General features: G+C 65.5%; 24 protein-coding genes and 1 riboswitch. Of the genes, 15 read left to right on the forward strand and 9 right to left on the reverse strand.

Annotated features, from left to right (window positions below; all coding sequences use genetic code 11):
* Positions 1-172 precede the first annotated feature (172 nt).
* The 5 genes from KXR83_RS20535 to KXR83_RS20555 all read left to right on the forward strand — a co-directional run bounded on the left by KXR83_RS20535 (position 173) and on the right by KXR83_RS20555 (position 4,799).
* A complete protein-coding gene (locus KXR83_RS20535) occupies positions 173-1,150 on the forward strand; it encodes an alpha/beta hydrolase fold domain-containing protein (RefSeq protein ID WP_437426409.1) in 978 nt (325 codons plus the stop codon).
* Positions 1,151-1,154: 4 nt separating this feature from the next.
* Positions 1,155-2,342 carry an acyl-CoA dehydrogenase family protein gene (locus tag KXR83_RS20540; RefSeq protein WP_437426410.1) on the forward strand — a complete coding sequence of 396 codons (1,188 nt, stop codon included), beginning with the start codon at positions 1,155-1,157 and terminating at the stop codon, positions 2,340-2,342.
* A 136-nt stretch (positions 2,343-2,478) separates the two neighbouring features.
* Entirely contained in the window at positions 2,479-3,408 is a 930-nt protein-coding gene (locus KXR83_RS20545; RefSeq protein WP_437426411.1) for a TauD/TfdA dioxygenase family protein, read from the forward strand.
* A 95-nt stretch (positions 3,409-3,503) separates the two neighbouring features.
* A complete protein-coding gene (locus KXR83_RS20550; protein ID WP_437426412.1) occupies positions 3,504-4,415 on the forward strand; it encodes an oxygenase MpaB family protein in 912 nt (303 codons plus the stop codon).
* 24 nt (positions 4,416-4,439) lie between these two features.
* Complete coding sequence (locus KXR83_RS20555; RefSeq protein ID WP_437426413.1) at positions 4,440-4,799, forward strand: hypothetical protein; 360 nt, start codon at positions 4,440-4,442, stop codon at positions 4,797-4,799.
* Here KXR83_RS20555 and KXR83_RS20560 read toward each other — a convergent pair.
* A complete protein-coding gene (locus KXR83_RS20560; protein WP_437426414.1) occupies positions 4,754-6,697 on the reverse strand; it encodes an ABC transporter ATP-binding protein in 1,944 nt (647 codons plus the stop codon). The two genes, KXR83_RS20555 and KXR83_RS20560, sit on opposite strands and share 46 nt — an antisense overlap.
* A 142-nt stretch (positions 6,698-6,839) precedes the next feature.
* Here KXR83_RS20560 and fgd point away from each other — a divergent pair, with 142 nt between their 5' ends.
* Positions 6,840-7,847, forward strand: a complete 1,008-nt coding sequence (gene fgd / locus KXR83_RS20565) for a glucose-6-phosphate dehydrogenase (coenzyme-F420) (RefSeq protein ID WP_437426603.1) — start codon at positions 6,840-6,842, stop codon at positions 7,845-7,847.
* 81 nt (positions 7,848-7,928) lie between these two features.
* Here fgd and KXR83_RS20570 read toward each other — a convergent pair whose 3' ends face one another.
* Both KXR83_RS20570 and KXR83_RS20575 read right to left on the reverse strand, forming a co-directional pair.
* Positions 7,929-8,762, reverse strand: a complete 834-nt coding sequence (locus KXR83_RS20570) for a DUF1206 domain-containing protein (protein WP_437426415.1) — start codon at positions 8,760-8,762, stop codon at positions 7,929-7,931.
* Positions 8,763-9,113: 351 nt separating this feature from the next.
* A complete protein-coding gene (locus KXR83_RS20575) occupies positions 9,114-10,010 on the reverse strand; it encodes a LysR family transcriptional regulator (protein WP_437426416.1) in 897 nt (298 codons plus the stop codon).
* 73 nt (positions 10,011-10,083) lie between these two features.
* Here KXR83_RS20575 and KXR83_RS20580 point away from each other — a divergent pair, with 73 nt between their 5' ends.
* From KXR83_RS20580 to KXR83_RS20595, 4 genes are all read left to right on the forward strand, one after another.
* Positions 10,084-11,001 carry a DMT family transporter gene (locus tag KXR83_RS20580; protein ID WP_437426417.1) on the forward strand — a complete coding sequence of 306 codons (918 nt, stop codon included), beginning with the start codon at positions 10,084-10,086 and terminating at the stop codon, positions 10,999-11,001.
* 9 nt (positions 11,002-11,010) lie between these two features.
* Positions 11,011-11,571 (forward strand): TetR/AcrR family transcriptional regulator, encoded by a 561-nt coding sequence (locus tag KXR83_RS20585; RefSeq protein ID WP_437426418.1) that lies wholly within the window; start codon positions 11,011-11,013, stop codon positions 11,569-11,571.
* Positions 11,572-11,745: 174 nt separating this feature from the next.
* On the forward strand, positions 11,746-13,842 hold the full coding sequence (gene pta / locus KXR83_RS20590; protein WP_437426419.1) for a phosphate acetyltransferase: 2,097 nt from the start codon (positions 11,746-11,748) through the stop codon (positions 13,840-13,842).
* Position 13,843: 1 nt separating this feature from the next.
* Positions 13,844-15,055, forward strand: a complete 1,212-nt coding sequence (locus KXR83_RS20595) for an acetate kinase (protein WP_437426420.1) — start codon at positions 13,844-13,846, stop codon at positions 15,053-15,055.
* A gap of 129 nt (positions 15,056-15,184) precedes the next feature.
* On the opposite strand, the gene KXR83_RS20600 is transcribed toward KXR83_RS20595, so the two are convergent.
* Genes KXR83_RS20600 through KXR83_RS20610 form a run of 3 tightly spaced genes read right to left on the reverse strand, consistent with a single transcriptional unit; the run spans position 15,185 to position 19,893 of the window.
* Positions 15,185-17,512: a tetratricopeptide repeat protein gene (locus KXR83_RS20600; protein WP_437426421.1), complete on the reverse strand. Its 2,328-nt coding sequence runs from the start codon at positions 17,510-17,512 to the stop codon at positions 15,185-15,187.
* 9 nt (positions 17,513-17,521) lie between these two features.
* A complete protein-coding gene (locus KXR83_RS20605) occupies positions 17,522-18,514 on the reverse strand; it encodes a glutamate ABC transporter substrate-binding protein (protein WP_437426422.1) in 993 nt (330 codons plus the stop codon).
* Positions 18,511-19,893, reverse strand: a complete 1,383-nt coding sequence (locus KXR83_RS20610) for a hypothetical protein (protein WP_437426604.1) — start codon at positions 19,891-19,893, stop codon at positions 18,511-18,513. Before KXR83_RS20610 ends, KXR83_RS20605 begins: the two co-directional genes overlap by 4 nt.
* Before the next feature lie 217 nt (positions 19,894-20,110).
* On the opposite strand from KXR83_RS20610, the gene KXR83_RS20615 reads away from it, so the two are divergent.
* Positions 20,111-20,596 carry an NUDIX hydrolase gene (locus KXR83_RS20615; protein WP_437426423.1) on the forward strand — a complete coding sequence of 162 codons (486 nt, stop codon included), beginning with the start codon at positions 20,111-20,113 and terminating at the stop codon, positions 20,594-20,596.
* Between the two features lie 10 nt (positions 20,597-20,606).
* On the opposite strand, the gene KXR83_RS20620 is transcribed toward KXR83_RS20615, so the two are convergent.
* Positions 20,607-21,608, reverse strand: coding sequence for a helix-turn-helix transcriptional regulator (locus KXR83_RS20620; RefSeq protein WP_437426424.1), 1,002 nt, complete (start codon positions 21,606-21,608; stop codon positions 20,607-20,609).
* 100 nt (positions 21,609-21,708) lie between these two features.
* Between KXR83_RS20620 and KXR83_RS20625 the strand changes: the two genes are divergently transcribed.
* Positions 21,709-22,173, forward strand: coding sequence for a VOC family protein (locus KXR83_RS20625; RefSeq protein WP_437426425.1), 465 nt, complete (start codon positions 21,709-21,711; stop codon positions 22,171-22,173).
* Between the two features lie 38 nt (positions 22,174-22,211).
* Here the strand turns inward: KXR83_RS20625 and KXR83_RS20630 are convergent, their stop codons facing one another.
* Together KXR83_RS20630 and thiE are read right to left on the reverse strand one after the other, a co-directional pair.
* The gene (locus KXR83_RS20630) at positions 22,212-22,700 is read right to left on the reverse strand and encodes a 2-isopropylmalate synthase (RefSeq protein ID WP_437426426.1); all 489 of its coding nucleotides are present in this window, start codon (positions 22,698-22,700) and stop codon (positions 22,212-22,214) included.
* 129 nt (positions 22,701-22,829) lie between these two features.
* On the reverse strand, positions 22,830-23,507 hold the full coding sequence (thiE, locus tag KXR83_RS20635) for a thiamine phosphate synthase (RefSeq protein ID WP_437426427.1): 678 nt from the start codon (positions 23,505-23,507) through the stop codon (positions 22,830-22,832).
* Between the two features lie 72 nt (positions 23,508-23,579).
* A riboswitch (TPP riboswitch) is annotated at positions 23,580-23,699 on the forward strand.
* Between thiE and thiO the strand changes: the two genes are divergently transcribed.
* From thiO to KXR83_RS20650, 3 genes are all read left to right on the forward strand, one after another.
* The gene (gene thiO / locus KXR83_RS20640; RefSeq protein WP_437426428.1) at positions 23,690-24,772 is read left to right on the forward strand and encodes a glycine oxidase ThiO; all 1,083 of its coding nucleotides are present in this window, start codon (positions 23,690-23,692) and stop codon (positions 24,770-24,772) included. It overlaps the preceding riboswitch by 10 nt.
* Positions 24,757-24,960 carry a sulfur carrier protein ThiS gene (thiS, locus tag KXR83_RS20645; RefSeq protein ID WP_023956287.1) on the forward strand — a complete coding sequence of 68 codons (204 nt, stop codon included), beginning with the start codon at positions 24,757-24,759 and terminating at the stop codon, positions 24,958-24,960. The genes thiO and thiS overlap by 16 nt, the downstream gene beginning before the upstream one ends.
* Positions 24,953-25,765, forward strand: coding sequence for a thiazole synthase (locus KXR83_RS20650; protein WP_437426429.1), 813 nt, complete (start codon positions 24,953-24,955; stop codon positions 25,763-25,765). The genes thiS and KXR83_RS20650 overlap by 8 nt, the downstream gene beginning before the upstream one ends.
* Positions 25,766-25,768 lie beyond the last annotated feature (3 nt).

The following is a 25,768-nucleotide window of genomic DNA, read 5'->3' on the forward strand; positions in this document are numbered from 1 at the left end:
CGCGAAGCCAACCAGATCACAAATCACCGTGTTCATTCGTGCGCGTGCAGGTCGGGAGGGCGCATGATGGGATGAACTTCACCAACGGTTCGCCTTGGGTTCACCCATCCGGGGTAGCCGCCGTGGTCGCCGAAACCGCCGCGCCGCACGACTGGACGCATGGAGGTTCGTCATGACCATCACCGCACAAAGACACCCGAGTCTGCGCTCGTACCCGATCTGGCTGGGCTCCCGGCTGTTCGTCAAACCGGCCCTCGCCCTGTGGCCGATCAGCGTGTTCGGGCTCCGGCCGCTGTTCATGATCGATGAACTTTTTGCACTGGCCCCGGGCCCCCGCGGCGTCGTCCGCGAGCAGATGACCCTCGCCGGTCGCCCGGTCGAACTCATGGTGCCGGCCGGACCCAGCAAACGCGATGACGCGACCGCCGTGCTCTACCTGCACGGCGGGGCTCTGGTGGTGTGTGGGCTGGCCACGCATCGCGCAGTCGCGGCCCGCCTGTGCCTCGACATCGACCTGCCGCTCTACTCGGTGGCCTACCGACAGCTCCCGGAGGCAGGGGTGGGCACCTCGGTCACCGACGCCTATCAGGCCTATCGCGAACTGGTGCTCGAGCGTGGTTTCGACCGCGTCATCGTGGCGGGGGATTCGGCAGGCGGGTTCCTGGCCGCCAAGGTGATCGAGTTCGCCCACCGCGACGGCTTGCCGCGGCCGGTGGCGTACGTCGCCTACTCGCCGCTCCTCGACCTCGACATGGCGAGCAATCCCGACCGCACCAGCCGGTCGGATGCGTACCTGCCGATGAGCAAGTTCGCCAAGCTGGCCCCGAAGTTCGACAAGGGGCCGATCGCCCTGACCGGTGCTCGTTCGGTGACGGACATCGACAGCGAGGCCTTCCCGCCGACGATCGTGGTGACCGCCGAGGATGAGATGCTCGAACCCGATGCGGTGGCTTTGGTGGAGAAGTTGATGGCCGACGGCGTGCAGGCCGATCTGCACAGCCATTCATGGCAGGTGCACGCGTTCCCTGTTCTCGCCGGTCGTCTGCCCGATGCCTTGAAAGCAATCGCGAGGACCGCCGCATTCGCAACCGCAGCCGCGACCGGATCCGGCCGAAAAGGCCGCGGACGATCACTACAAGGAGTGGGATAGCCCGGTGAACAATTCTCAGCAACTACCGGAACTCTTCGCAACCGACTCGCTGATCAGCGACGACGAGCGCGAGATCCGGGACACTGTCCGGGCATTCGGATCGTCCCGCTTGCGTCCACACATGGCCGAATGGTTCGAGGCCGGCCAGTTGCCGGTACGGGAGCTCGCCACCGAACTGGGTGAGCTCGGTGTTCTCGGCATGCACCTGGACGGCTACGGCTGTGCGGGCATGTCGGCGACCACATACGGCCTGGTGTGTACCGAACTCGAGGCCGTCGACAGCGGTTTGCGCAGCTTTGTCTCGGTGCAGGGGTCGCTGTCGATGTTCGCGATCCACGCCTTCGGTTCCGATGAACAGAAGCAACGGTGGCTACCGGAGATGTCGGCCGGACGTGCGCTGGGCTGTTTCGGCCTGACCGAGCCCGACTTCGGGTCCAATCCGGCGGGCATGCGCACCAACGCCAAGCGTGACGGCGACGACTGGGTGCTCAACGGCACCAAGATGTGGATCACCAACGGATCCGTGGCCGATGTCGCGGTGGTCTGGGCCCGCACCGATCTCGCGACGGGTTCGAAGGGGATCCGTGGGTTTGTCGTTCCCACCGACACTCCCGGGTTCAGCGCACTGGAGATCAAACACAAGATGTCGCTACGGGCGTCGGTCACCTCCGAACTCGTCCTGGAAGACGTGCGACTGCCCGAGTCGGCGATGTTGCCGGGCGTCGAAGGTCTCAAGGGGCCACTCAGTTGTTTGAACGAGGCGCGATTCGGCATCGTGTTCGGCGCGCTTGGAGCAGCTCGGGACTGCCTGGAGACGGCGATCGCCTACGCCGGGGACCGCGAGGTGTTCGACAAGGCGCTGTCGGGATATCAGTTGACGCAGGCCAAGATCGCCGACATGTCGCTCGAATGGGGCAAGGGCATGCTGCTGGCGCTGCATCTCGGCCGGCTCAAGGATGCGGGAACGTTGCGACCGGAACAGATCAGTCTCGGCAAACTCAACAACGTCCGCGAATCCATCGAGATCGCCCGAACCTGCCGGACGATATTGGGGGCCAACGGGATCACGCTGGAGTATCCGATCATCCGGCACGCCAACAACCTCGAGTCCGTACTCACCTATGAGGGCACGTCCGAGATGCATCAACTCGTGATCGGCAAGGCGCTCACCGGCCACGATGCCTTCCGGTAATCCGTTGTGATCGGCGCTGTTTCGTTCGGGTTCGACCTTTCGTTCAGGACGCGCTGAACGGTTACCGAATCGGCTTGCCCCGAATAACTTCACTGCGAAGACACTCACAGCGAAGTTCCCGGAAGGCGGCTACCCAATGTCTGCACAGCTCGACGTGGTCAAGCTCGGATCGAATGTCGGCGCGCGTATCGATGGGGTGAAACTGTCGGGAGACCTTGCCCCCGAGTCGGTTTCGGCAATCAACGCCGCCCTGCTCGAGCACAAGGTGATCTTCTTCCGGGGGCAGGACCACCTCGACGACGACGGTCAACTGGCGTTCGCCCGAGCCCTCGGTATCCCGACCACCGCCCATCCGACGGTGACGTCGCGGGGTGACACCATCTTGCCGATCGACTCCGACTACGGCCGGGCCAACAGTTGGCACACCGACGTCACCTTTGTTGACCGCATCCCCAAGGCGTCCATCCTTCGTGCGGTCGAACTGCCGAGTTACGGCGGTTCGACGGTGTGGGCGAACACGGTTGCCGCCTACGAACAGCTGCCGGCATCGCTCCGGGCGCTCACCGAGAACCTGTGGGCGGTGCACAGCAACGTGTACGACTACGCGGCGAGCTCGGCTCAGTCGGTGGTGTCCCGGCACACCGAGGAGTACCGGGCCGAGTTCCAGTCCACCTACTACGAGACCGAACACCCAGTGGTGCGGGTACATCCGGAGACGGGTGAGCGGGCGCTGCTGCTGGGTCACTTCGTGAAACGATTTGTCGACCTGGGCAGCGCCGAGTCGGCCGAGCTGTACAACGTGCTGCAAGCGCGGATCATCAAGCTGGAGAACACTGTTCGCTGGAACTGGCAGCCGGGCGATCTGGCCATCTGGGACAACCGGGCCACCCAGCACTACGCCGTGGCCGACTACGACGACCAGTACCGCCGGCTGAACCGCATCACCCTCGCGGGCGACGTGCCCGTGAGCGTGGGCGGCGAACGCAGCAAGGTGGTGGCCGGCGACGCAGCGCACTATTCCGACATCGTCGATCCCCGCGAATCGGACCGTGCGCTGGCGGTCTGAACGAATGTGACGCTCGCCCGAGCGGGGTGCGACGGCGCGAACCAATCAATGGAACGGTCTGTGAAATGTGTTCCATTGGTGCTACCGTCACCCACATGACCGAGGCAATCGAAACATCGACCTCTGACGCAACCGAGGGCAAAGCCGCACCCGACGAGAACTACGCACGGCCGGAGGTCGTCGGCGCGCCGCTCGGCCCCGACTCGCTGACCTGGAAGTATTTCGGCGACAATCGGGCTTCGCTGCTGGGTCCGCGCCCCGGGGTGCTCGAGAACATGCTCCCTGAACTCGGGCAGGCCGTACTGGAACACTCGGTGTTCTTCGATGACCCGTTCGCGCGCATCAAGCGGTCGCTGCCAGGCATCTACGGGACGGTCTACGCCCCTGAAGGCGACAGCGCGGGCCCCACGGTTCGCGATTTCCACACCGACATCAAGGGCACGATGCCGGGCGGCGACCGCTACCACGCGCTGAACCCCGAGACCTACTACTGGGCCCACGCCACCTTCCTCGACATCGTGCTCACCGCCACCGATCGCTTCATCAAGAAGCTGACGGACGCGGAGAAAGAGCAGATCTACGCAGAGTCGGTTACCTGGTATCGCCGCTATGGCGTGAGTGATCGGCCGATGCCTGCCAACTACGCCGACTTCGTGAAGTACTGGGATCACATGGTCGATGAGGTGCTGATCCCGCACAAGACCGCGCGGTACGGCGTCGGCTACGTGACCAAGGGCTATCCGTTGCCTCCCGGGATGAAGCCGATCGTCTGGATACTGATCTCCCCGATCGTCAACCCGGTGGCGGCATTCATCACCACCGGCGGCCTGCCGGCTCGCTCCCGCGAGCAACTCGGCCTGCCCTGGAGCGACCGCAAACAGCGCAACTACGAACGGTTCTGTGCCGCGGTACGCGCACTCGATCCGATCTACCGACGGTTGCCTGCCACGACCCGCTACAACAAGTACGCCCTCAAAGGCTTTGCAAAGGCCGGGGTGCGGCCCTGAGGGGTGGCCGTGTTCACTTGACCCATGCATGCTCTGAAGAAATTCGGCACCAGTCTGACGGTGATCGGTTCGCTGGTCCTGATGGTCTGTGTTGCGCTGCTGTCCGTGAGCTGGGCAAATGACGGCAGATGGGGCTGGTTTGCACTCGGGATGGCGATCATCGCGGTCAACATCGGCCTGATCGTCACCGAATTGCGGCCCAAGCCCAAGCCGCTGCCATGGACCCTGTCCGAGGTCCGCGAGGTCACCGACGGCATCGACAACGAGGTCAACGCCATCCGCAAACTCCGCCGGGCCGACCGCGGCCTGAGCTTGGAGAAGGCTGCTTCACTCGTGCGTCAGGCCCGGTCCGAGCCCAATGGCGGCAGAGACGGCGCGGTCTGAACCGACGAATCGGCAGGTTGATCGGTCTGGTCGGCGAACTGCGTTCGATACAGCTCTGAGTATCGGCCGCCACGCGACAGAAGGTCGAGGTGGGTGCCGCGTTCGATGACGTGACCGTCTTCGAGCACCAGGATCTGGTCGGCCGCTCGGATGGTCGACAGGCGGTGGGCGATCACCACCGATGTGCGGCCGGCGAGCGCTTCGGCCAGCGCTTCCTGCACTGCTGCCTCCGAAGTGGAGTCGAGGTGGGCGGTGGCCTCGTCGAGGATCACCACGGCAGGATGGGCGAGCAGCAGTCGGGCGATGGTCAGCCGCTGGCGCTCACCACCGGACAGGCGGTAGCCGCGTTCGCCGACCACGGTGTCGAGGCCGTCGGCCAGACTCGCCACCAGGCCGTCGAGCCGTGCCCGCCGCAGTGCGTCCCAGATGTCCTGTTCATCGGCAGTGGGATTGGCCAGCAACAGGTTCGAGCGCACGGTGTCGTGGAACAGGTGACCGTCCTGGGTGACCAATCCGATGGCCCGATGTAGTTCTCCGCTCTCGAGATCCCGGACGTCGTTGCCGCCGAGGCGAACCGCGCCCGAGTCCACGTCGTAGAGCCTGGTGGCCAGCTGGGCGATGGTCGATTTGCCGGCTCCGGAACTGCCCACCAGCGCAACCATCTGGCCGGGCGGCACGGTGAACGACACGTCGTGGATGACCTCTTCGCCGCCCCGCTTGTCCAGCACCGCAACCTCTTCGAGCGACGCCAGCGACACTTTCTCCGCCGACGGGTAGCTGAAGCTGACGTGATCGAAGCTCAGCGACAGTGGGCCCTCGGGCACGGGGGTGGGATCGGGTTTGTCGGCGATGAGCGGCTTGAGATCGAGCACCTCGAAGACACGCTCGAAACTCACCAGAGCGCTCATGATCTCGACCCGGGCGTTGGCCAGCGCCGTCAGCGGTGCGTACATGCGGGTGAGGAGCAGCGCCAACGACACCACGGCGCCGGCGTTGAGATGTCCGTTCACCGCCAGGTAGCCGCCCAGACCGTAGACGAGGGCCAATGCCAGCGCGGACACGAGGGTGAGGGAGGTGACGAAGATGCTCTGCGCCACCGACCGACGCACTCCGATGTCGCGTACTTTGTCTGCGCGCCAAGCGAATTCGTTCGACTCCTGATGCGGTCGCCCGAACAGCTTGATCAGGGTGGCGCCGGGGGCGGAGAAGCGTTCGGTCATCTGGGTCGACATCAGTGAGTTGTATTCCGCCGCTTCCCTCGACAGCGCGGCCATGCGCTTGCCCATCCGTCTGGCCGGGATCACGAACAGCGGTAGCAGGACAAGCGCGAGAAGGGTGACCTGCCAGCTGATCGAGATCATCACGGCCAGCGTCAGGGACAAGGTGACGATGTTCGACACCACTCCCGAGAGCGTGTCGGAGAACGCGCGCTGTGCGCCGATGACGTCATTGTTGAGCCTGCTGACCAGTGCGCCGGTGCGGGTGCGGGTGAAGAAGGCGACGGGCATCTTTTGCACGTGGTCGAACACCGAGCGGCGCAGGTCGTAGATCAGGCCCTCGCCGATGGTCGACGAGAGCCAGCTGACCACCAGGCCGGTGCCTGCCTCGGCGACCGCGATGACGGCGATGAGGATGGACAGCCAGACCACGGTGGAAGCGGCGCCGCCGTCGACGATGTTGTTGACCACGCGGCCGGCCAAGACGGGAGTGAGGACGGTGAGCACGGCCACCACCACGCTGAGCACCATGAACACTGCGAGCTTGCCGCGGTGCGGCCGAGCGAACTCGGCGATCCGGCGCATCGATTCCCGGCGGTTCTCGCGTCTGCGTTCCTTGCTGAGGTCGGGTGCGTTCATCGACCGGTACAGCGTGTTCCTGGCAACCGACTCCATACTCATACAACCACTGTAGGAGTTCAAGTTAACTTGAAGTCAATCGAATATGCCCACAGCTGAATCCGCCCGGCCTCCTTTGCGGTGCGGGTTTGTGGTGAACTGGAAAGACCTGTGCTGGACAGAGCTGGACGATGAGGAGATCACTGTGGCATTGCGACTCGGATACAAGGCTTCGGCAGAGCAGTTCAATCCGCGTGAGCTTGTCGAGATCGCGGTGGCGGCTGAGGCCCACGGTATGGATTCGGTTGCGGTGTCCGATCATTTTCAGCCGTGGCGTCACAACGGTGGGCATGCCCCGTTTTCGTTGGCGTGGATGGCCGCGGTGGGTGAGCGCACCGAGCGGGTGCAGATCGGTACCTCGGTGATGACACCGACGTTCCGGTACAACCCGGCGGTCATCGCGCAGGCGTTCGCGTCGATGGCGTGCATGTACCCGGGTCGGATCATGCTCGGGGTGGGTACGGGTGAGGCACTCAACGAGTACGCGACCGGTTTTCAGGGGGAGTGGCCCGAGTTCAAGGAACGCTTCGCGCGGCTGCGGGAAGCGGTCCGGTTGATGCGGGAGTTGTGGACCGGGGAGGAAGTGTCGTTCGAGGGCGACTACTACCACACCCAGGGCGCCTACATGTATGACATTCCCGAGCAGCCGGTGCCGGTGTACATCGCTGCCGGTGGTCCGGTGGTCGCCCGCTACGCAGGCCGTGCCGGTGATGGTTTCATCTGTACCTCGGGCAAGGGGATGGACCTCTACACCGAGAAGCTGATCCCGTCGGTCAAGGAAGGCGCGGAGAAGGCGGAGCGGAATTTTGAGGACATCGACCGGATGATCGAGATCAAGATCTCCTACGATCCCGATCCTGAGCTGGCGTTGGAGAACTGCCGTTTCTGGGCGCCGTTGTCGCTGACCCCGGAGCAAAAGCACAGCGTCAATTCCTCCACCGAGATGGAACGTCTGGCCGACGAACTCCCGATCGAGCAGGTCGCCAAACGCTGGATCGTCGCCTCCGATCCTGATGAGGCTGTCGAGAAGGTCAAGCAGTACACCGACGCCGGCCTCAACCATCTGGTCTTCCACGCCCCTGGACACGACCAGCAGCGGTTCCTGACCAACTTCCAGAAAGACCTCGAACCCCGCCTACGCAAGCTGGGCTGACCGCCTGCCCTTCCCCGAAGTGTGCCCTTTTGGCGAGCGAACTCCCAGGTGGGGGACGCCAAAAGGGCACATCATCGGGGTTTACATGCGTGAGTAGCGAGCCATCGCGAAGCTGTAGACGCCGTAGGCTGCGATGCCGATGGCGGCGAGCACCAGCAAGAACTGGCCGAACGGTGCTTCTCCGAGCGTCTTGACTGCACCGTCGATGCCGGTGGCCTTGGACGGATCCGACTTCACCGATGCCACGATCACCAGGATCCCTGCGCCGGCCAGCACTAGGCCCTTGGCGGTGTACCCGACCACACCGAGGGGAGTCACGACCTTGCCGTCGGAAACCTTCAGGTCGTCGAGGAAGTTCTTCGTCACGCCCTTGTAGACGTGGTACGCGCCGACGGCGATGATGATCAGCCCGATGACAACAAGCAGCGTCTTGCCCGCCCCGTTCTCCATCAGGCGAGCTGACAGGCCGGAGTTCTGCTTACCGCTCGATTGGCCTGTGCCACGGGCGAATTGAACCGCCGAGAACGCAAAGGCAAAGTAGACGACCGCCAGGCTCAAGGCCTTCAGCCGGTCGAAGAGCGCGGACGCGTCCTTCTTTCCCTCGGAATTGCTCCCATCACCCGGCTCGGTGGCATGTGGTCCGACGATGGTCTCCGCCAGACGCCACAGCGCCATGGCCACGAAGGCCACCGCCGCGAGCCACAACACGAACTTGCCGCCCGAGTTCTTTGCGAGGGTTCCGAGTGCGCCGGACTGATCGGCGCTGCCACCGGAACCGAATGCCAGCCGGAAGATGATGTAGGCGATCAGCAGGTGCAGCAGTCCGCTGACGACGTGCCCGGCTCGCGCCAGGCGTTCGAAGGCGGAACTGTCCGTGGCCCGATCGACGGCGCCGGAGACTGATTTGTCGGTCATGGTGAACCCTTCAGCTGCAGAAACGCAGGCACGATGTTCGACCTGAGATCCACTCAACCCTAGTGCGAATGGTTGTCTCGATCACAAAGCGGCCGATTCGGTCGACAGCTCCCGGGCGTTTGTCTACGTTGGTGAACTTGTTCGGTCGCCGGATGTCACGGCCCGCCCGAACGAAGGCATCCAAGAAGTGAGTCACCGCCGACTCAGATGTGCCGGCCCGTCACCCGCTTACTTGAGGAGTTCCACCGTGCAGTTCTTTCCCCTGATCGTGATCACACAATCCATCGTCACCTCGGCGTGGGCCATCTACGGCATGGCCAGCATCATCGTGCGCGTCGCGGACGCCGGGCCTCAGGCCGCCTGAGGAAACGCCACCCGCTCGCGCAGCAGTTCCATGATGCGGTGCACGGCTGGGTTGTCGCGGACGGCGTCGCGGGTACGCACCGAGATCGTGCGTGTGGGCGTCGGATTCCGCAGCGGCCGCGCCACCACCGTGGGCGGCAGGTTCCCGGTGCCCAACTCGGGCAGCACCGTGACGCCCACGCCTGCCGCGACGAAGCTGATCGCCGTCGGGTAGTCGTGTGTCTCGATGTGGAACCCGGGGCTGAAGCCCGCCACCGAGCAGGCATCCAGAATCGCCTGTCGACACGGGCCGCGTGATACGTCGTTGTCCACCCAGCGCTCGTTGCGCAACGCCGACAGCTCGACCTCGTCACGTGCCGCCAACGGGTGGTTCTCCGGGAGCACCACCACGTAGGGCTCGGTGAGCAGCGGCTCGACGTCGTATCCGCGCAGCGACGTGGATGCGGCGCCCTCCACGAAGATCTCCACATCGGGCTCGCCGGAGCTGTCGTGGACCAGCTCGATGAGGCGCAGGTCGATGCGGAGGCGGGGGAACTCGTTGGTGATCGCGGCGATGACCGGGGGAATCCAGGCAGCCCCGGCGGAGGCGAAGTAGCTCACCGACAGACTCCCGACCCGCCCCGACCGCAGGTCTGCGACAAGCGATTCCAGGTCGGCCAGACGTTCGAGCACGTGGCCGGCCTCCGCGGCGATCGTGCGGCCCACCATGGTCGGTTCGATTCCGCGGCCACGTTTTTCGACCAGCACCAGTCCGGTCTCCTTCTGGAGGGCGGCCAGATGCTGGCTGACGGCAGACGGCGTGTAGCCCAGTGCGGCAGCTGCGCCGTTGATGGACCCGGCGGCGACCACGGCGCGGAACAGGCGGAGGCGGTGGGCGTCGAGCATGGTCGAACTGTACAGCTGCACTGAAGTGTTCTCAAGGAGAAATCGCTTGTGCTTACGTGTCGGATGAATCAGAGTGGTCGCTGTGAAGGTCTTGTCGAACAATCTCGCGGTGGTGGCCGCGATCGTGACGGTGCTGCTGTGGTCGTCGTCGTTTGTGGTCATCCGATTTGTTGGTGAGACGCTGTCGCCTGGTGCGATGGCATTCGCCCGCCTCGCTGCCGGCGCCGTGGTGCTGGTAGTCATCGCGCTCTGTTATCGCCGTCCGATTCCTCGCGGCCGGGCGCTGGGACTGGTGATCGGTTACGGCCTGCTCTGGTTTGCCGCGTACACCGTGCTGCTGAACTGGGCCGAGCAACACCTCGATGCCGGAACGGCCGCGCTGCTGGTCAATTTCGCGCCCATCCTGGTGGCTGTGTTCGCGGGTTTCTTCATGGGAGAAGGCTTTCCGAAACCACTGGTGATCGGAATCCTCATCGCCTTCGCGGGGGTGTTGCTCATCGCCCTCGGCGGCTCGGGCGGCAGCCACAACGACAAACTCGGCATCATCCTGGGACTCATCACCGCCGTGCTGTACGCGGCCGGCGTCTTGATGCAGAAGGTGGCGCTGCGCACCGTTGACGCCATCACCGCAACGTGGGTTGGCTGCCTCGCCGGTCTGCTGGCCACGGTGCCGTTCGCGCCGCAGGCGATCGACGAACTCGCCGACGCCTCCGCAGGAGCGATCACGGGGGTCATCTTCCTGGGTGTGGGCCCCACCGCGATCGCGTTCCTGACATGGGCGTATGCGCTGACCCGCACCGACGCGGGCAAGATGGCGGCCACGACACTGGCCGTACCGGCGATTGCCATCGGCCTGTCCTGGCTCTTCCTCGGTGAGGTGCCCACCCCACTCGGCCTGGTCGGTGGCGCGATGGCCCTCACAGGTGTCGCGATCAGTCGGCGCCGGTCCCGAGCGACGGCCGATGTACCAGAACCGGTTGCCACCTCTTAACCTTCTTGCATGGATCGAGAGCGGATGGTCGACGCTGCCATCGCTGTCGTCGAACGGTTCGGTGCTCGCGCACTGAGCCTGACGTCGGTGGCGAGGCACGCGGGAGTGGGCCGGGCGACCGCTTACCGGATGTTCGGTGGCCGCGACCAATTGGTGCAGGCGATCGTCGAACGTGAGGTGAAGAGGCTCGGCACCCTGATCGCCGAGTGGACCGCGTCCGAACCCGAGCCGGCGGACAAGGTTCGTATCCTCATCCTCAACGTGCTCGACTACATCCGCAATCATGAAGCGCTGCAGTACATCCTGACGAACGAGCCGGAAGAGATCATTGCGACGATCGTCGCGCGTGGTCCCGACCGCACCTCCGACGTCACCATCGTGGACCTCATCGTGGCGAACAGTGTCGGCAATTTCGCGAACGAACCGGAACTCGAGGCGGCGCTGGTGCCGGATGCTCGCCGCGCCACCGAGATGATGATCCGAATCATCTACTCGTACATGCTCATCCCGCGGAGCGCGCTGTCCGACGACGACATCGCGGACATGGTGGTGCGTTCGACGATCCGGTGAGCTCGGCAGCGGGCAACCTCAAAGGCCGTGCGCGGGCCGGACCATCGATTGCCCCGCACGGGGCGGACACGGCAGCTCTGCTGAACGGCCGCCGTGTACCCGGTCCGTCCGCAGATCTGCCTGATGAGGCCGGTCGCACGGCCGGCCCATTGCGCCCACATTAGGGTGGGCGGTATGGGCGCTTCGTCATCGAGCAGCATCTACCTGGCCTCACCTGAAGGCGACACCGGCAAGTCGACAGTGGCGTTGGGGGTGCTGCACCTGCTGGCCGCCTCGGGCGGCCGGGTCGGGGTGTTCCGGCCGATTTCCAGAACCAAGTCCGACCGGCGCGACTACATCCTGGAGTTGCTGATCGAACACGATTCGACGGACCTGAGTTACGAGGACTGCATCGGGGTCACCTACGAGCAGGTCCATGCCGACCCGGAAGCAGCGCTCGGGGAGATCGTCACCCGATTCCATGCGGTGGAGGAGCGATGCGATTCCGTACTGGTGATCGGGTCGGATTACACCGACATCGCCAGTCCGTCCGAACTCAGCTTCAATGCCCGGATCGCCGCGAACCTGCAGACGCCGATGCTGTTGGCGCTCAAGGCGGCGGATCGCAGCGACGCCGAAGTCGTCGGTCTTGCCGAGTTGTGCCTGCACGAGCTGGAGCAGAACCATGCTCAGGCGGTCGCGCTGATCGCCAACCGCTGTGACCCGGATCGCCTGGACTCGGTGAAGGACGCCTTGCAGGAGGCCACCGGACTGCCGACGTGGACGTTGCCGGAAGACCCGGTGCTGATCGCGCCGACGGTCGGGGAACTGATGGAAGAACTCGGCGGCGAGTTGTACAGCGGCGATCCCGAGCTGCTCAGCCGGGAGGCCATGCATGTGATGGTCGGCGGGATGACCATCGAGCACATCCTGGAACGGCTCACCGAAGGCGTTGCCGTGATCGCGCCGGCCGACCGCTCCGATGTGCTGGTTTCGCTGGTGGCAGCCAATGCCGCGGAGGGGTTCCCCAAGCTCTCCGGGATCATCCTCAACGGAGGCATCAAACCCCACCCGAAGATCGCGGCGTTGATGGAGGGCTTGCAGTCGCCTCTGCCGCTCATCTGCTGTGAACAGGGAACATATGAAACGGCAAGGGCCGCAGCCCATGCGCGCGCGAGGATGAACATCAACTCGGTCCGCAAGATCGACGTGGCGCTGAACCTGATGGAGGAGCACGTCGACTCCGTGGCGATGCTCGAGAAGCTGAAGTTGCGAATCCCCGAGGTCGTGACCCCCCAGATGTTCGAGTATCAGCTGATCGAGCGGGCACGCAAGATCCGCAAGCGCATCGTGCTCCCCGAGGGCGGCGACGACCGCATCCTGCGTGCTGCCGGACGACTGCTCCGACGCCAGGTTGCCGACCTCACCATTCTGGGAGACGAACGGGCAGTGCGGGATCGGGCCGCCGAACTCGATGTCGACCTGACCGGTGTGGACGTGATCGACCCGACGTCCTCGGATCTGCTCGACGAGTTCGCCGAGGTCTACACCGAGTTGCGTAAGCACAAGGGAATGGACCTGCAGCGTGCCCGCAGCACCGTGCAGGACGTCTCGTACTTCGGAACCCTGATGGTGCAACTGGGTTACGCCGACGGCATGGTGTCGGGCGCGGTGCACACCACCGCGCACACGATCCGGCCCGCGTTCGAGATCATCAAGACGGCGCCGGGTGTGTCGACGGTGTCCAGCGTGTTCTTCATGTGCCTCGCCGATCATGTTCTGGCGTACGGCGATTGCGCCATCGTCCCCGATCCCACCGCCGAGCAGCTGGCCGACATCGCCATCTCCTCCGCCGCCACATCGGCTCAGTTCGGCATCGAGCCACGGGTGGCTTTGTTGTCGTACTCCACCGGCGAATCGGGAAGCGGTGCAGACGTGGACAAGGTGCGGACAGCCGCCGGACTCGTCCGGGAACGGGCGCCGGAGTTGTTGGTGGAAGGGCCGATTCAGTACGACGCCGCCGTGGATCCCTCTGTGGCCAAGTCGAAGATGCCCGATTCGCCGGTCGCCGGCAAGGCGACGGTGCTGATTTTCCCCGATCTGAACACCGGCAACAATACCTACAAAGCCGTGCAGCGCAGTGCCGATGCGGTGGCCGTCGGTCCCGTCTTGCAGGGCCTGCGCAAACCCATCAACGACCTGTCGCGCGGTGCGCTGGTCTCGGACATCGTCAACACCGTGGCGATCACCGCCATCCAGGCCCAGGGTCAACCAGACGACGCGGAGCAATGACATGACACCCCAGAGCAATTCCGACAACACCGTCCTGGTGATCAACGCAGGCTCGTCGTCGCTGAAATATCAGCTGGTGCAGCCAGATTCGGGAGAGATTGTCGCGCAGGGCCTGGTGGAGCGGATCGGGGAGCCGCAGGCTCGGGTCAAGCACGTGCGAGGCGACGAGGAGAACGAGTTCGTCGGCGAGATCGCGGATCATCAGGCCGGTCTCGCGAAAGCGATTGAGCTTTTCTCCGAGGCCGGGCATGATCTGGGGTCCGAAGGTATCGTCGCGGTGGGCCATCGGGTCGTCCACGGCGGACCGAAGTTCTATCGCCCCACCGTGATCGACGACGACGTGATGGCTGCGATCAGGGATCTCGAAGACCTTGCCCCGCTCCACAATCCGGTCAACCTCGTCGGCATCGAAGCGGTACGGGAGTTGTTGCCCGATGTGCCGTCTGTCGCGGTGTTCGACACCGCGTTCTTCCACGGCCTACCCGACCATGTCGCCACGTACGCGATCGACCGCGAGTTGGCGGAGAAGCATCACATCCGGCGATACGGCTTCCACGGCACCTCCCACGAGTACGTGTCGGGCGTGACCGCCGAGTTCCTCGGTGCTGATCGCGAGAGCCTGAATCAGATTGTGCTGCATCTCGGTAACGGCGCGTCGGCGTCGGCCATCGAGGGGGGTCGCCCGGTGGAGACGTCGATGGGCCTGACCCCGCTCGAGGGCTTGGTGATGGGCACACGTAGCGGTGATGTGGACCCAGGTGTGGTGATGTATCTGCGGCGCGCGGCGGACATGGACGTCGACCAGATCGACACCATGCTGAACCGCAAGGCCGGGCTCAAAGGTCTCAGCGGGGAGAACGACTTCCGTACGCTCACCGAGAAGGTCGAGGCAGGTGACGCCGATGCCACACTGGCCTACAACGTGTATGTTCACCGGCTGCGCAAGTACATCGGCGCCTACATGGTGACTCTGGCCCGTACCGACGCGATCGTCTTCACAGCCGGGGTCGGCGAGAACGCCCCGAAGTTGAGGGCTGACAGCCTCGCGGGTCTGGAGAGTTTCGGCATCCAGATCGACCCCGAGCGCAATGCGGCCAAAAGTCGTGAGGCTCGGGTCATCTCGTCGGACGATTCGGCCGTCACCGTTCTTGTGGTGCCGACCAACGAGGAACTCGCGATTGCGAGGCAGTCGGTGGCGGCGCTGCAGGGTTAGCCGCATCCGGTTCTGCCGGGAGCCAACCCGGGTCTGGCCAGTCCCTCCGATTGTGTTGAGTTCCTCCGGTTGCAACCGGAGGATGTGGCTGGAGTCGGAGGGAATGGGACCTCCGCGCCGACGTCGACCTCAGAACAACGTATGCGGCCGGATGAAGTTGGCCAGATCCACCAGCAAGAAGCGTTGGGTTCGGTTCATCGTTCCCCGCGCCAGTCGCCGCAGTGATTGCTCGCAGCCCACTCGCAAGCCGTGGTCGTTGAACGGGTAGCCCAGGATGTCGCCGCGTGCCGATGCATCCGTGGGTGACTGGTCGGGTCGGCGATGGATCCAGCCGATCGCGATGCCGAGAACGAGGATCACCAACCGCTGTTTGCGAGGCTCGGTGTCGGACATCGCATCCAGTCGCCGGGCGGCCTCACGTAGCTGTTCCTCGGTGACCTCAGCGGGATCTCGGCCGTGGACAAGGGTGAGGATTGCCGTGCAACTCGCGGCGTTGTAGTGGCGACTCGTGGGCGGGACGTCGTCGAGTGCTTTGACCGCGCCGTCGATGTCGCCGCCGGCGAACCGCATGCGAGCAAGGCCGAAAGCCGCGGTGACGATCGCGCGATCGGTCTGCCACAGCGTCCGATAGTGCTGCAGCGCAACGTCATGGTTGTTCATCAGTTCCGCTGTAGCCGCCACCGCGAGCTTGGGTGCCACTTCGCCGGGCATGGCGGCCAGCACGTCGTTGAACCGTGCGTGCGCCACCTCGACATCGTTCATCAGCAACGCGCACAGTCCCAGGAACCACTCTGTGCGCCAGGACTTTCCGTGGTGTTCGGTGGCCTGGTTGAGCAGATCGAGGGCGGTCTGCGCATCGCCGAGTTCGAGATAGGCGCGTGCTTCGATCAAGTCGATCTCGCGGGACGGGTGGTCGTCGGAGGGGTCGGTGCCGATCACCGACGACAGTCCACCCTCGCGAGCGCTGCGGATCGAGTCGAGCGTCTGGGTGGGTTCGGACAGAGCAGTCGAGTTGAGCAGTCCGGCAGCCGGATCCGACTGGTCGACCAGCGGCACGGGTAGGGCGGCGACAACATCGGTGGTGTCGAGTTTGATCTGCGCACGGACGGGCTCGAGAATTCCGTCCACCGGCGCGAGCATCATCTCGGTGCCGAACGTGGTGCGCTGTGGACTGAAGACGGTCGACAGACCTGGTCGTGGCACACCGGAATGCGCCGCGACCAACTCCCGCAACACGTTGAGCAGCTGGCCTGCCATCTCGTCGGCGCTAGCGAACCGCTTGGCGGGGTCGGGATGGGTTGCGCGCTGCAGCAACCGATGGAACGAGGGGTTGTCGGCGAACACCTTCGCCTCGGAGGGATCCGGCAGACCATCGAGGTAGCGGCCCTTCTCCATCGGCATGTCGACAGTCAGGACGGCCAGGGTGCGGCCCAGGCTGTAGATGTCGGTGGCTATCTGGGGGCCGGTCTTGACGATCTCCGGGGCCTGGAAACCAGGTGTTCCGTAGAGATGGCCATAACCGTTGATAGGGGAGACGGCCCCGAGGTCGATCAGTTTCACGTCTTCGCTGCCGACCATGATGTTCTCGGGCTTGATGTCGTTGTACACCAGCCCCACCGAGTGGAGATAGTTCACCGCCGGCAAGACCTCGAGAAGGTACGCGATGGCCTGTTCAGGAGTGAGAAGCTTTCGGCCGGGACCACATTCGCCGTCCACGGCCGTGATGTCCTTGAGCGTGCTGCCGCCCACATACTCCATCACGATGTACCCGAAGGTGTTGCCCGCGGGTTCGACGTGCTCGACGAAGTTGTAGATTTTGACAATGCCCGGGTGTGACACCGACGCGAGGAACTGCCGCTCGGCCAGTGCAACCGCTTGTGCCTGAGCGTCTTTCGAGTTCAGCAGGCCCTTGAGCACCACGGGGCGATCTGACACATTGCGGTCGATGGCGAGGTAGATCCAGCCCAGGCCGCCGTAGGCGATCGCGCCGGAGATCTCGTACTGGTCGGCGACCATCGTGCCCTTGGCCAGGCCGGGTACAAACGAATAACGTGCCCCGCAGTAGCTGCAGACTCCGGTGAGTGGTCCGGCTCCCGGCCCCGACTGGCGGCCGACGGGCCGTCCACACTTCCAGCAGTTGCGCTTGCCCTCGGCCACCACCGCGTGATCCATGACCGCATCGGCTGGCTCGATGTCGTACACGCGTGGAACATCGACCAGACCGCCGCCCATCCTTCGGCGGCTGCGCGAGCTGCGGCTGGTGGGGACCATGGGCGTCTGAGCGGACATCACCGGGTTGGTCGGCCGGCCGGGCCGGTCATCGTGCGGGGTTCGTTCGGTCTGTTCGGTGAAGGCCATCTCCATCGGAACGGCTTGCGTTCCGATGTCGAGGTCCTCTATCGACACCGCCTGCGTCCCGACCTCGGTGTCGCCATCGGCGGGTTCATCGCTGTTCACGAATCACCTCTAGTCCCGGTACGACGGTTGTGGTGGATAGTATTTCGGCCCCAGGATCGACAGCCAGCGGTCGTAGATGTCGAACCAGGTGCCGTCTTCACGCATCTTCTGCAGGACGCCATTGGTGAAGCGGACGAGGTCTTCGTCGTTCTTGTTGAGGCCGATGCCGTAGGGCTCCTCGCCGAGGCTCTGCCCGACGACGTGCACGTACGGATCTTGCGCCGCCATGCCCGCCAGGATCGCGTCGTCGGTGGAGACCGCATCCACCTGGCCCTGCTGCACCATCACCAGACAATCGGCCCAGGTGGAGACGGTGTCGACGATGGCGTCGGGTACCCGCTGCTGGATCCGTGCGATGGACGTGGTGCCGCGGGCCGCGCACACGCGTTTGCCGGCCAGGTCGGCGACACCGTTGATGTAAGAGCTGCGCATGGTCAGGATGCGTTGTGACGCTTCGTAATACACGGTGGAGAACGCGATGTCCCGCATTCTCTGGCAGGTAATGCTCATCGTCTTGACCACAACATCGACCGTACTGTCTTTCAGTGCGTTCATCCGGTCGTCGGAGTTGAGGATGCGGAACTCGATCCTCTCGGGGTCACCGAAGATCGCCCGGGCCAGCTCTTTGGCGACGTCGACGTCGAAGCCCTCGATGGTGCCGCTGATCGGGTCACGGAACGAGAGCAGGTTCGACCCGATGTCCAGGCCCACCTTGAGCCAGCCCCGTTTGTAGATCGTCTCCATGGTGGTGCCCGGTGGCATCTTGCCGGGTTCGGGTAGGGGCCCCGGCGTCAGACTCGCCGTCGCGTCACACGACTCGGTGGCCGGGGGCGGCTCGACCGGCACGTCGAGACTCACCCCTGCCGGCTGTGGCCAGGCCGCCGCCGCCGAGGGCGGAAGACTCTCGGGGGCTTCGGCATTGACGCAGCCGGCCACCATGGTTGTGGCAAGCACCAGCGCGCCGGCCGCCACCAGGCCGCGGACTCTCTGTCGCGTGGTCATCGGTACTCCCGGATCCTAGGGAAGATCCCGACGAAGGCGGCAAAGCCGGCCGCGATGCCCAGGAGCATGATCCCGAGTCCGGCGTACGCGATGACCACCCGTGCGGTGTTGATGTCGTCGCGAAACGTGTTGCGGGTGTCGGTGATGCCGTCGACAAGGGCGGTATCGAGGCGGCTGTATGCCGCGGCCGACCCGTCGGGGTTGTCGCCCACCGCGATGGCGGTGGCCCCGTTGAAGTCGCCGGCGTTGGTGCGTTCGAGGATGGCGGCATGGGCCTCACGCCACAGGGCGAGAGCGTCGATCGCGTCGGCCACCGAGTCCTCGGCGACGTCCTTGCGATCGTCCTCGCGGTAGTCGGTCAGCACGGTGTCGATCTGCGCCACCGCTGTGGCGTACCCCGACTCGAGCTCCTGCTGATCGCCTCGCCGGACGAGCGAGAGGGTTTCATCGGACCGCGCCTGCTGGGTCAGGATGCGGGCCTGGGTCAGCTCGCGGAGCGGAACTGCGCCGCGGTTCTCGGCGTTGGCGGTGGCGTTGACTGACAGCAAGCCGCCGACGAGCAACCACAGCAAGCCGATCAGTACGCACCCGATGCCCACCAGCAATCCGATGTTGAAGCGTCGGCGACTGCGCCTGGCGACGTACAGGTGCGCGGCAATCATCGCCGCCAACAGCAACATCAGAGCCGTGTAGACGCCCCACGGCGGGCTGGTGAAGTTGGTCCTCGAATCGCCGATGGCGTCGGCGCGCTCGGCGTACAGCCGCTCGGCAGCGGGCAGGATCATCTCCTGCATCATGTTCGACGCCTCGCCGAGATACGCCGAGCCCACCGGATTGCCGAGTCGGTTGTTGATCCGGGCCGACTCGATCAGACCGGTGTACACGGGGATCTGGGCGGAGAGTGTGGTGAGATCCTGCCGGATCTCGGTGTTGTCCATCGCCGCGCCGCTGACCGACTGGATGAGGGCGTGCGCCGCGGTGGCGATCGCATCGTTGTAACGCTCGCGGAGTTCGGGCGGTTCGAGGCCGCCGGAGATGAACGCCGAATTGGCGGCGGCGTCCGCGATGGACAACGAGCTGTAGAGCACCTGCGACGCCTCGGCGAGCGGCTCGGTCTGAACGATCATGTTCTCGAGCGTGGTGGTGCGGTCGTCGAGCGTGTCGGACGAATACCACCCGACGACCACAGACGAGATCAGCAGCACCAGCGAGATGATCATCAGTTTGCCGGGGCTGGTCCAGGCCAGCTCGCGCATGTTGGTGAGCGGATTCTGGGTGCGCTCACGGGTGAGACTCAGTACTTCGCGCCGGGTCAGGGGTGCGGGCCGATCGAACAGCGGCCGTCGGAAGCGGCCGCTGTACGGCTTCTCCGCATGCATGAGCCGGGTACGCAAAGAACTTGCGTTGCCGCCGGTCACGCGATCCCTTCTTCCTCCAGGCCCGCCTCGCAGGGCCAGGTCCTGATCGCAGATGAGTGGATGTGAAACCGACATTACTGCGAATCACCGAGCCCGTTGCGACAGTGCGGCCCTGTGTCACCCCGCCGGGGCAAGTAGCGTTGCACCGAGGTAGGTCGGCTGGGCGAGGAGGTGTCGCGTGCGGGGCGACGGCGACGGTTGGGTTTTCGACGCGGACGGATCGCGATATTGGGGACGGCACGGCGCTGCGGGCCTGTTGCTGTACACCCCGAGCGAGACCAGTGCGGTCCTCGTTCTGCTGCAGCATCGCGCTGTGTGGAGTCACCAGGGGGGCACGTGGGCACTGCCTGGCGGAGCCCGCGATTCACACGAGAGCGCGGTGGACACGGCCGTCCGTGAGGCCGACGAAGAAGCAGGGATCGCCGACGCCGAGCTCACGGTGCGTGACGAACTGGTGACGCACCGGGCGCCGAGCGGCTGGACGTACACCACGGTGATCGCCGAGGTGGCCGCCCCACTGGCCACCACCGCCAACCGCGAGTCGGTGGAGCTGCGGTGGGTCAGCGCCGACGAGGTCGACGACCTGGCACTCCATCCCGCATTCGCCGTGAGCTGGCCCGAGCTGCGCAGCAAGCTCAGCGCGTTCTCCCAGTCCGACACCTGACCGCGGCGGGTCACTGCGCAGCGAGCGATGCCCGTCGCGCCAAGTCGGCGAAGGCGACTCGGAGTTCGGGTGGCCCCACCACCTCGACGTCGACGTCGAATCGGCACAGTGCGGCCGCCAGCGCAGCCCATGACCACGACCCCGACCGCAGTCGGCACCGCGAGGCTCCGAGTGACTCGACAACCCCGTCGCGGGCGAATGGATGTACGTCCGTGGCGTCGGCATGAAGGATCACATCGCCGATGCACGGCCAGCGATCGGTGTTGTCGGTCGAACCCTTGAACCGGCTTTCGAGGAACGTGCCCACGTCACCCCCGGGGATGTCGCGACGAACGAACCGGGGTCCTGTCGGTGTCCTCGGAGACATCCGGTCGGCCCGGAAGACCCGCCAGTCATCGTTGTCGGGATCCCAGCCCACCACGTACCACCGGCCCAGCCGTGACACGAGGTGGTGTGGCTGCACCCGGCGGGGCGGAGGGAACAGGCCGGCGTCCTCACGATCGGTGTCCGTGTCGTCGACACGGCGGTAGTCGAAACGGAGTTCTTCGCCGCGTCGGATCGCATCGCCGATGGCGAGCAGCACGTCGGTCTCGGCCGTCGGCTGATTGTTTCCCGCGAGGGGCGTGAGTTCGACCGCGTCGACTCGTGGCCGCAGTCGGCTCGGCAGAACCTGCCGCACGGTGGTCAGTGCCCGAGCCGCGGATTCCCCGATGTCCGCGCCGGTGTTGGGTGCGGCCTGCAGCGCGATCGCAATCGCGACGACCTGATCGTCGTCGAACAGCATCGGGGGAACAATCGCGCCGGCATCGAGCCGATAGCCGCCGTCGCGTCCCTTGGTTGCGCGGATCTCGTAGCCGAGCTCACGCAGCCGGTCCACATCGCGACGCAGCGTGCGCTCGCTGATGTCGAGGCGGTCGGCCAGGAGCCACCCCGGCCAATCGCGTGGCGCCTGCAGCAGTGACAGCAGCGACAGCAGTCGGCGCGAGGTACTCGTGGCGGGGGTCAGCGGCATGATGTCAATTCTGCGGGATAAGCGGACAAATACTGACCTATTAGGTGCGCACAGTGGGTATCGGGCCGGAAAACCGGCTCCGTGCCTCAAAGGAGCAGATATGACCTACAACGCAGTCACCCACCTCAACTTCGACGGCGAAGCCCGGGCGGCCCTCGAGTTCTACCGATCGATCTTCGGGGGCGAGATGACCGTTGCGACGTACGGCGACTTCGGTATGCCGAAAGATGCCCCCGGCGCCGATCGGGTTGTGTTCGGACAGATTGCGGCGAAGTCCGGATTCGGTGTGATGGCTTACGACGCGCCCGCAGCGGCCGAGCCGTCACGCGCGGCTGCGCCCACGCCGGTCACCAGGCGCGAGAACGGGATGACACTCACGAACTCGCCCTTCTTCGTATCGGTGCGGGGCGAGAGCGTCGATGAGGTCCGCGCCCTGTGGGACGGGCTCGCCGACGGCGCCGACATCGTCGAAGAGTTCGGCCCCGCCCCGTGGGCGCCGGCGTTCGGCATGCTCACCGATCGTTTCGGTGTCACGTGGATCATCGACGTGGCCGCGCAGTACTGACCTGCGCCGGCCGACGCCGATCAGCCGGTGCCTGCAGCTCAGTAGAGCCGGTTGGCCGCCGCGATCAGAGCACTCAGTGCCGATTCCTGGCCGGTGCGGCCGTTCCCCATCGCCCAGGTGCGCCGGTCGTCGCGCTCACACAACAGGAAGGTGGCCACGCCGCCGGCGAAGTCGTATTGGTGGAGGCTGACGATCTCGACGCCGGCGCCCAAGCGGTACAGCATGTCGGTGAGCGCGCTGATCGGTCCGGTCGCGGTCGCCGAGAGCGATCGGATGACGTCGCCGGTGGCGATGGTCGCCCTACAGTGCAGGAGGTCTTGTGGGGCGGCCGAGGCGGTCCAGTTGCCGAGCCGAATCGGTCCGGTCGTGGGCGCGTAGGTGTCGGCGAAGGCCGTCCACGTCATGCCGGCGGCCTCGGCCCGTAGCGGCGATGGCAGTGATCTGCCGTAGCGGGAGGCAAAAGGATCGGGCGCGGTGGCCTTCGAACGTGGGGAGATCGGTGTATCTGGTGTGGTGAGAGTGTTCATCGAAATGGTCTTCCGGAGAAAAGGATGACCAGCAGGTAGCGCTCACGGCCCGCAACGGGGGGCCGGTCGGATCATACCCCGCTGCGGTGAACTACGAGAATGCGCTTCATGATTCGCCAACCATAGTCCTCAGGATTTTGTCCTTGCAACCAGTTTGTCCTTCAAACGGCGGGCTGCGTTACAGGGATCGTCCGATGCGGTGATCGCGCGCACCACCACGATGCGCTCGGCTCCGGCGTCGAGTACCTCCGCGAGTCGCTGTTCGTCGATGCCGCCGATGGCGAACCAGGGCCGAGGCGATGCCAGTTCGGCGGTGGCACGCACGAGGCCGAGACCCGGTGCGAATCGGCCGGGTTTGGTCGGGGTGGGCCAGCAGGGTCCGGTGCAGAAGTAGTCGACCCCAGGCTGCTCGGCGGCGGCCGTCGCCTGCTGGACATCGTGTGTCGAACGGCCGATCACCACGTCGTCGCCCACGATGCGCCGGGCCAGATCCACCGGCAGGTCGTCCTGCCCCAAGTGCAGTACATCGGCGCCGCTCAACGCGGCGATGTCCGCTCGATCGTTCACGGCCAGCAGCGCGCCGTGGCGTGCGGTCAGCTCGGCGAGCGCACCGAGGAGATCGAGTTCTTGCGCGGCTTCGAGTGGCCCGAACTCGCGTTCACCAGCCGATCCCTTGTCACGCAACTGGATGACGTCCACGCCGCCGGCCAGCGCGGCGTTCGCGAACTCGACGAGATCGCCGCGTTCACGCCGGGCGTCGGTGCAGAGGTAGAGCTGGGCGGTGGTCAGGCGATCGCGGGCATTCACGATCGCCGAATCTACCTTCTGCCGGAACCATGGCCCGACCTCCTGGCCGAACTGACGGAGTAGTCTGTCGGTCAGTACACACACGGGTGCCCGAGGGATGCGTCGGGCTGAGATCTGGGTCGCGAACCTGCCCATGACCGTTACACCTGATCCGGGTAATGCCGGCGAAGGAAGAAGGTGGGATGAACTCTCTCGCAATCGTCGGTGGCGCCGTCATCGGTTTGGCATGTGCGGTCCGTGCCGCCGAATCAGGCTGGCAGGTAACCGTTTACGATCCGGGCCACCTCGAGTCGCAGCCCGGCGGGGGACTCGTTTCCGCCGCGGCATCTCGGGTGGCGGCCGGGATGTTGGGCATTGCGGGGGAGAGCCGCACCGGTGACGACGTCTACCTCGCGTTTGCCGAGCAAGCGATGTCGCGCTGGCCCGAGTTCGTCGACAGGCTGGGCGACGATCAGGTGGTCGCTGCCTCCTCGAGCCTGATGGTGGGTGTCGACAGCGCGGACGTCGGCGAGTTGGCCATGGTCGCCGAATGGCTGACCCGACGCGGTCATCCGATAGAACCGTTGACCGGCAGGGAGATCCGCGCACTCGAACCGGCGGTGTCGGGGCGGGTGCGCAGTGGTTACCTGGCCCGGCGAGAGATGGCGGTGGACAATCGCCGCCTGCTGGCCGTGCTGGCCGACCGCGCGGAGGCGTCGGGAGTACGGGTCGAGACCACAACAGTGCACGACCTCGCGGAGGTCTCCGCCGACCAGGTGCTGCTCACCGCAGGTGTCGGGTCGGCCGCGCTCTGGACCGGGCTTCCGGTCTATCCGTCCAAGGGCGAAGTCCTGCGACTCGGATCCACGCCCGGCGCACTGCCGCCGCCGAAACACGTTGTGCGCGGCCGGGTCAACGGACGGGCGGTGTACGTGGTGCCTCGGCCCGACGGTGTTGTCGTCGGGGCCACCCAGTACGACAGCGGGTTCGACCGGCGTCCCGTGGCCGGTGGGGTGGCGGACCTGCTCACCGACGCCATCGAGCTCATGCCGTCATTGCGCGAGTACCACCTGCTCAGCGCCGAGGCGGGACTGCGCCCCGCCACACCCGACGGAATGCCACTCATCGGCCGACTCGACGAGCGGACGATCGTGGCGACGGGTCACGGCCGCAACGGAATCCTGATGTGCCCGCTCACCGCAGATCTGGTGACAGACATCCTCTCCGGCAAGGAGATCGACCAGCCGGCTACAGAACCAGGGAGATTCGCATGGCAACCGATGTAAACGTCAACGGCGACGACGTTCGGCTACCCGATGGGGCGACGGTGCTGACGTTGCTCGACCAACTCGACCTCCCCCGTACCGGGGTCGCTGTTGCCGTCGACGGCGTGGTGCATCCGCAGTCCCGTTGGGCGCAAGAGCTGGGGCCGTGTGAGCGGATCGAGATCCTCACGGCGGTGCAGGGTGGCTGAACAGCTCACGGCACCTGACGAATCGACTCAGGTGGGTACCGCTGCCGACGACTCCCTGGTGATTGCGGGCCGCGAGTTCACGTCCCGACTCATCACGGGCACCGGTGGCGCCGCAAACCTGGCGGTTCTCGAAGACGCCCTGGTCGCCTCCGGCACCGAGATGACGACGGTGGCCATGCGCAGGGTCGATGCCGGCGGACGCACCGGAGTGCTGGACCTGTTGCGCCGCTTGCAGATCGAGGTGTTGCCCAACACCGCCGGCTGCCGGACCGCCGCCGAGGCCGTGCTCACGGCCCAGCTGGCCCGGGAGGCACTCGACACGAACTGGGTCAAGGTCGAGGTGGTCGGCGACGAGCGAACTCTTCTCCCGGACGGGCCCGAGTTGATCGAAGCGGTCGATCGTCTGGTCCAGGACGGGTTCGTGGTGTTGCCGTACACCAACGACGACCCGATCCTCGCGCGACGACTCGAAGACGCCGGAGCCGCCGCCGTGATGCCTCTGGGCTCACCGATCGGAACAGGGCTGGGCATCAGCAACCCACACAACATCGAGATGATCGTCGCGACTGTGGGCGTGCCGGTGATCCTGGATGCGGGCATCGGCACCGCGAGTGACGCGGCCCTGGCCATGGAGCTCGGCTGTGACGCGGTCTTGCTGGCTTCTGCGGTGACCAGGGCCGCCGACCCGGCCCGGATGGCTGCCGCGATGCGTTCGGCGGTGACCGCGGGCAGGCTGGCCCGCGGTGCCGGCCGGATCCCCAAGCGGTTCTGGGCCCAGGCGTCGTCGCCGCAGCTCGACAGCTGAGAC

This window comes from Williamsia muralis (assembly GCF_051487485.1).
Lineage (GTDB): Bacteria > Actinomycetota > Actinomycetes > Mycobacteriales > Mycobacteriaceae > Williamsia > Williamsia muralis_B.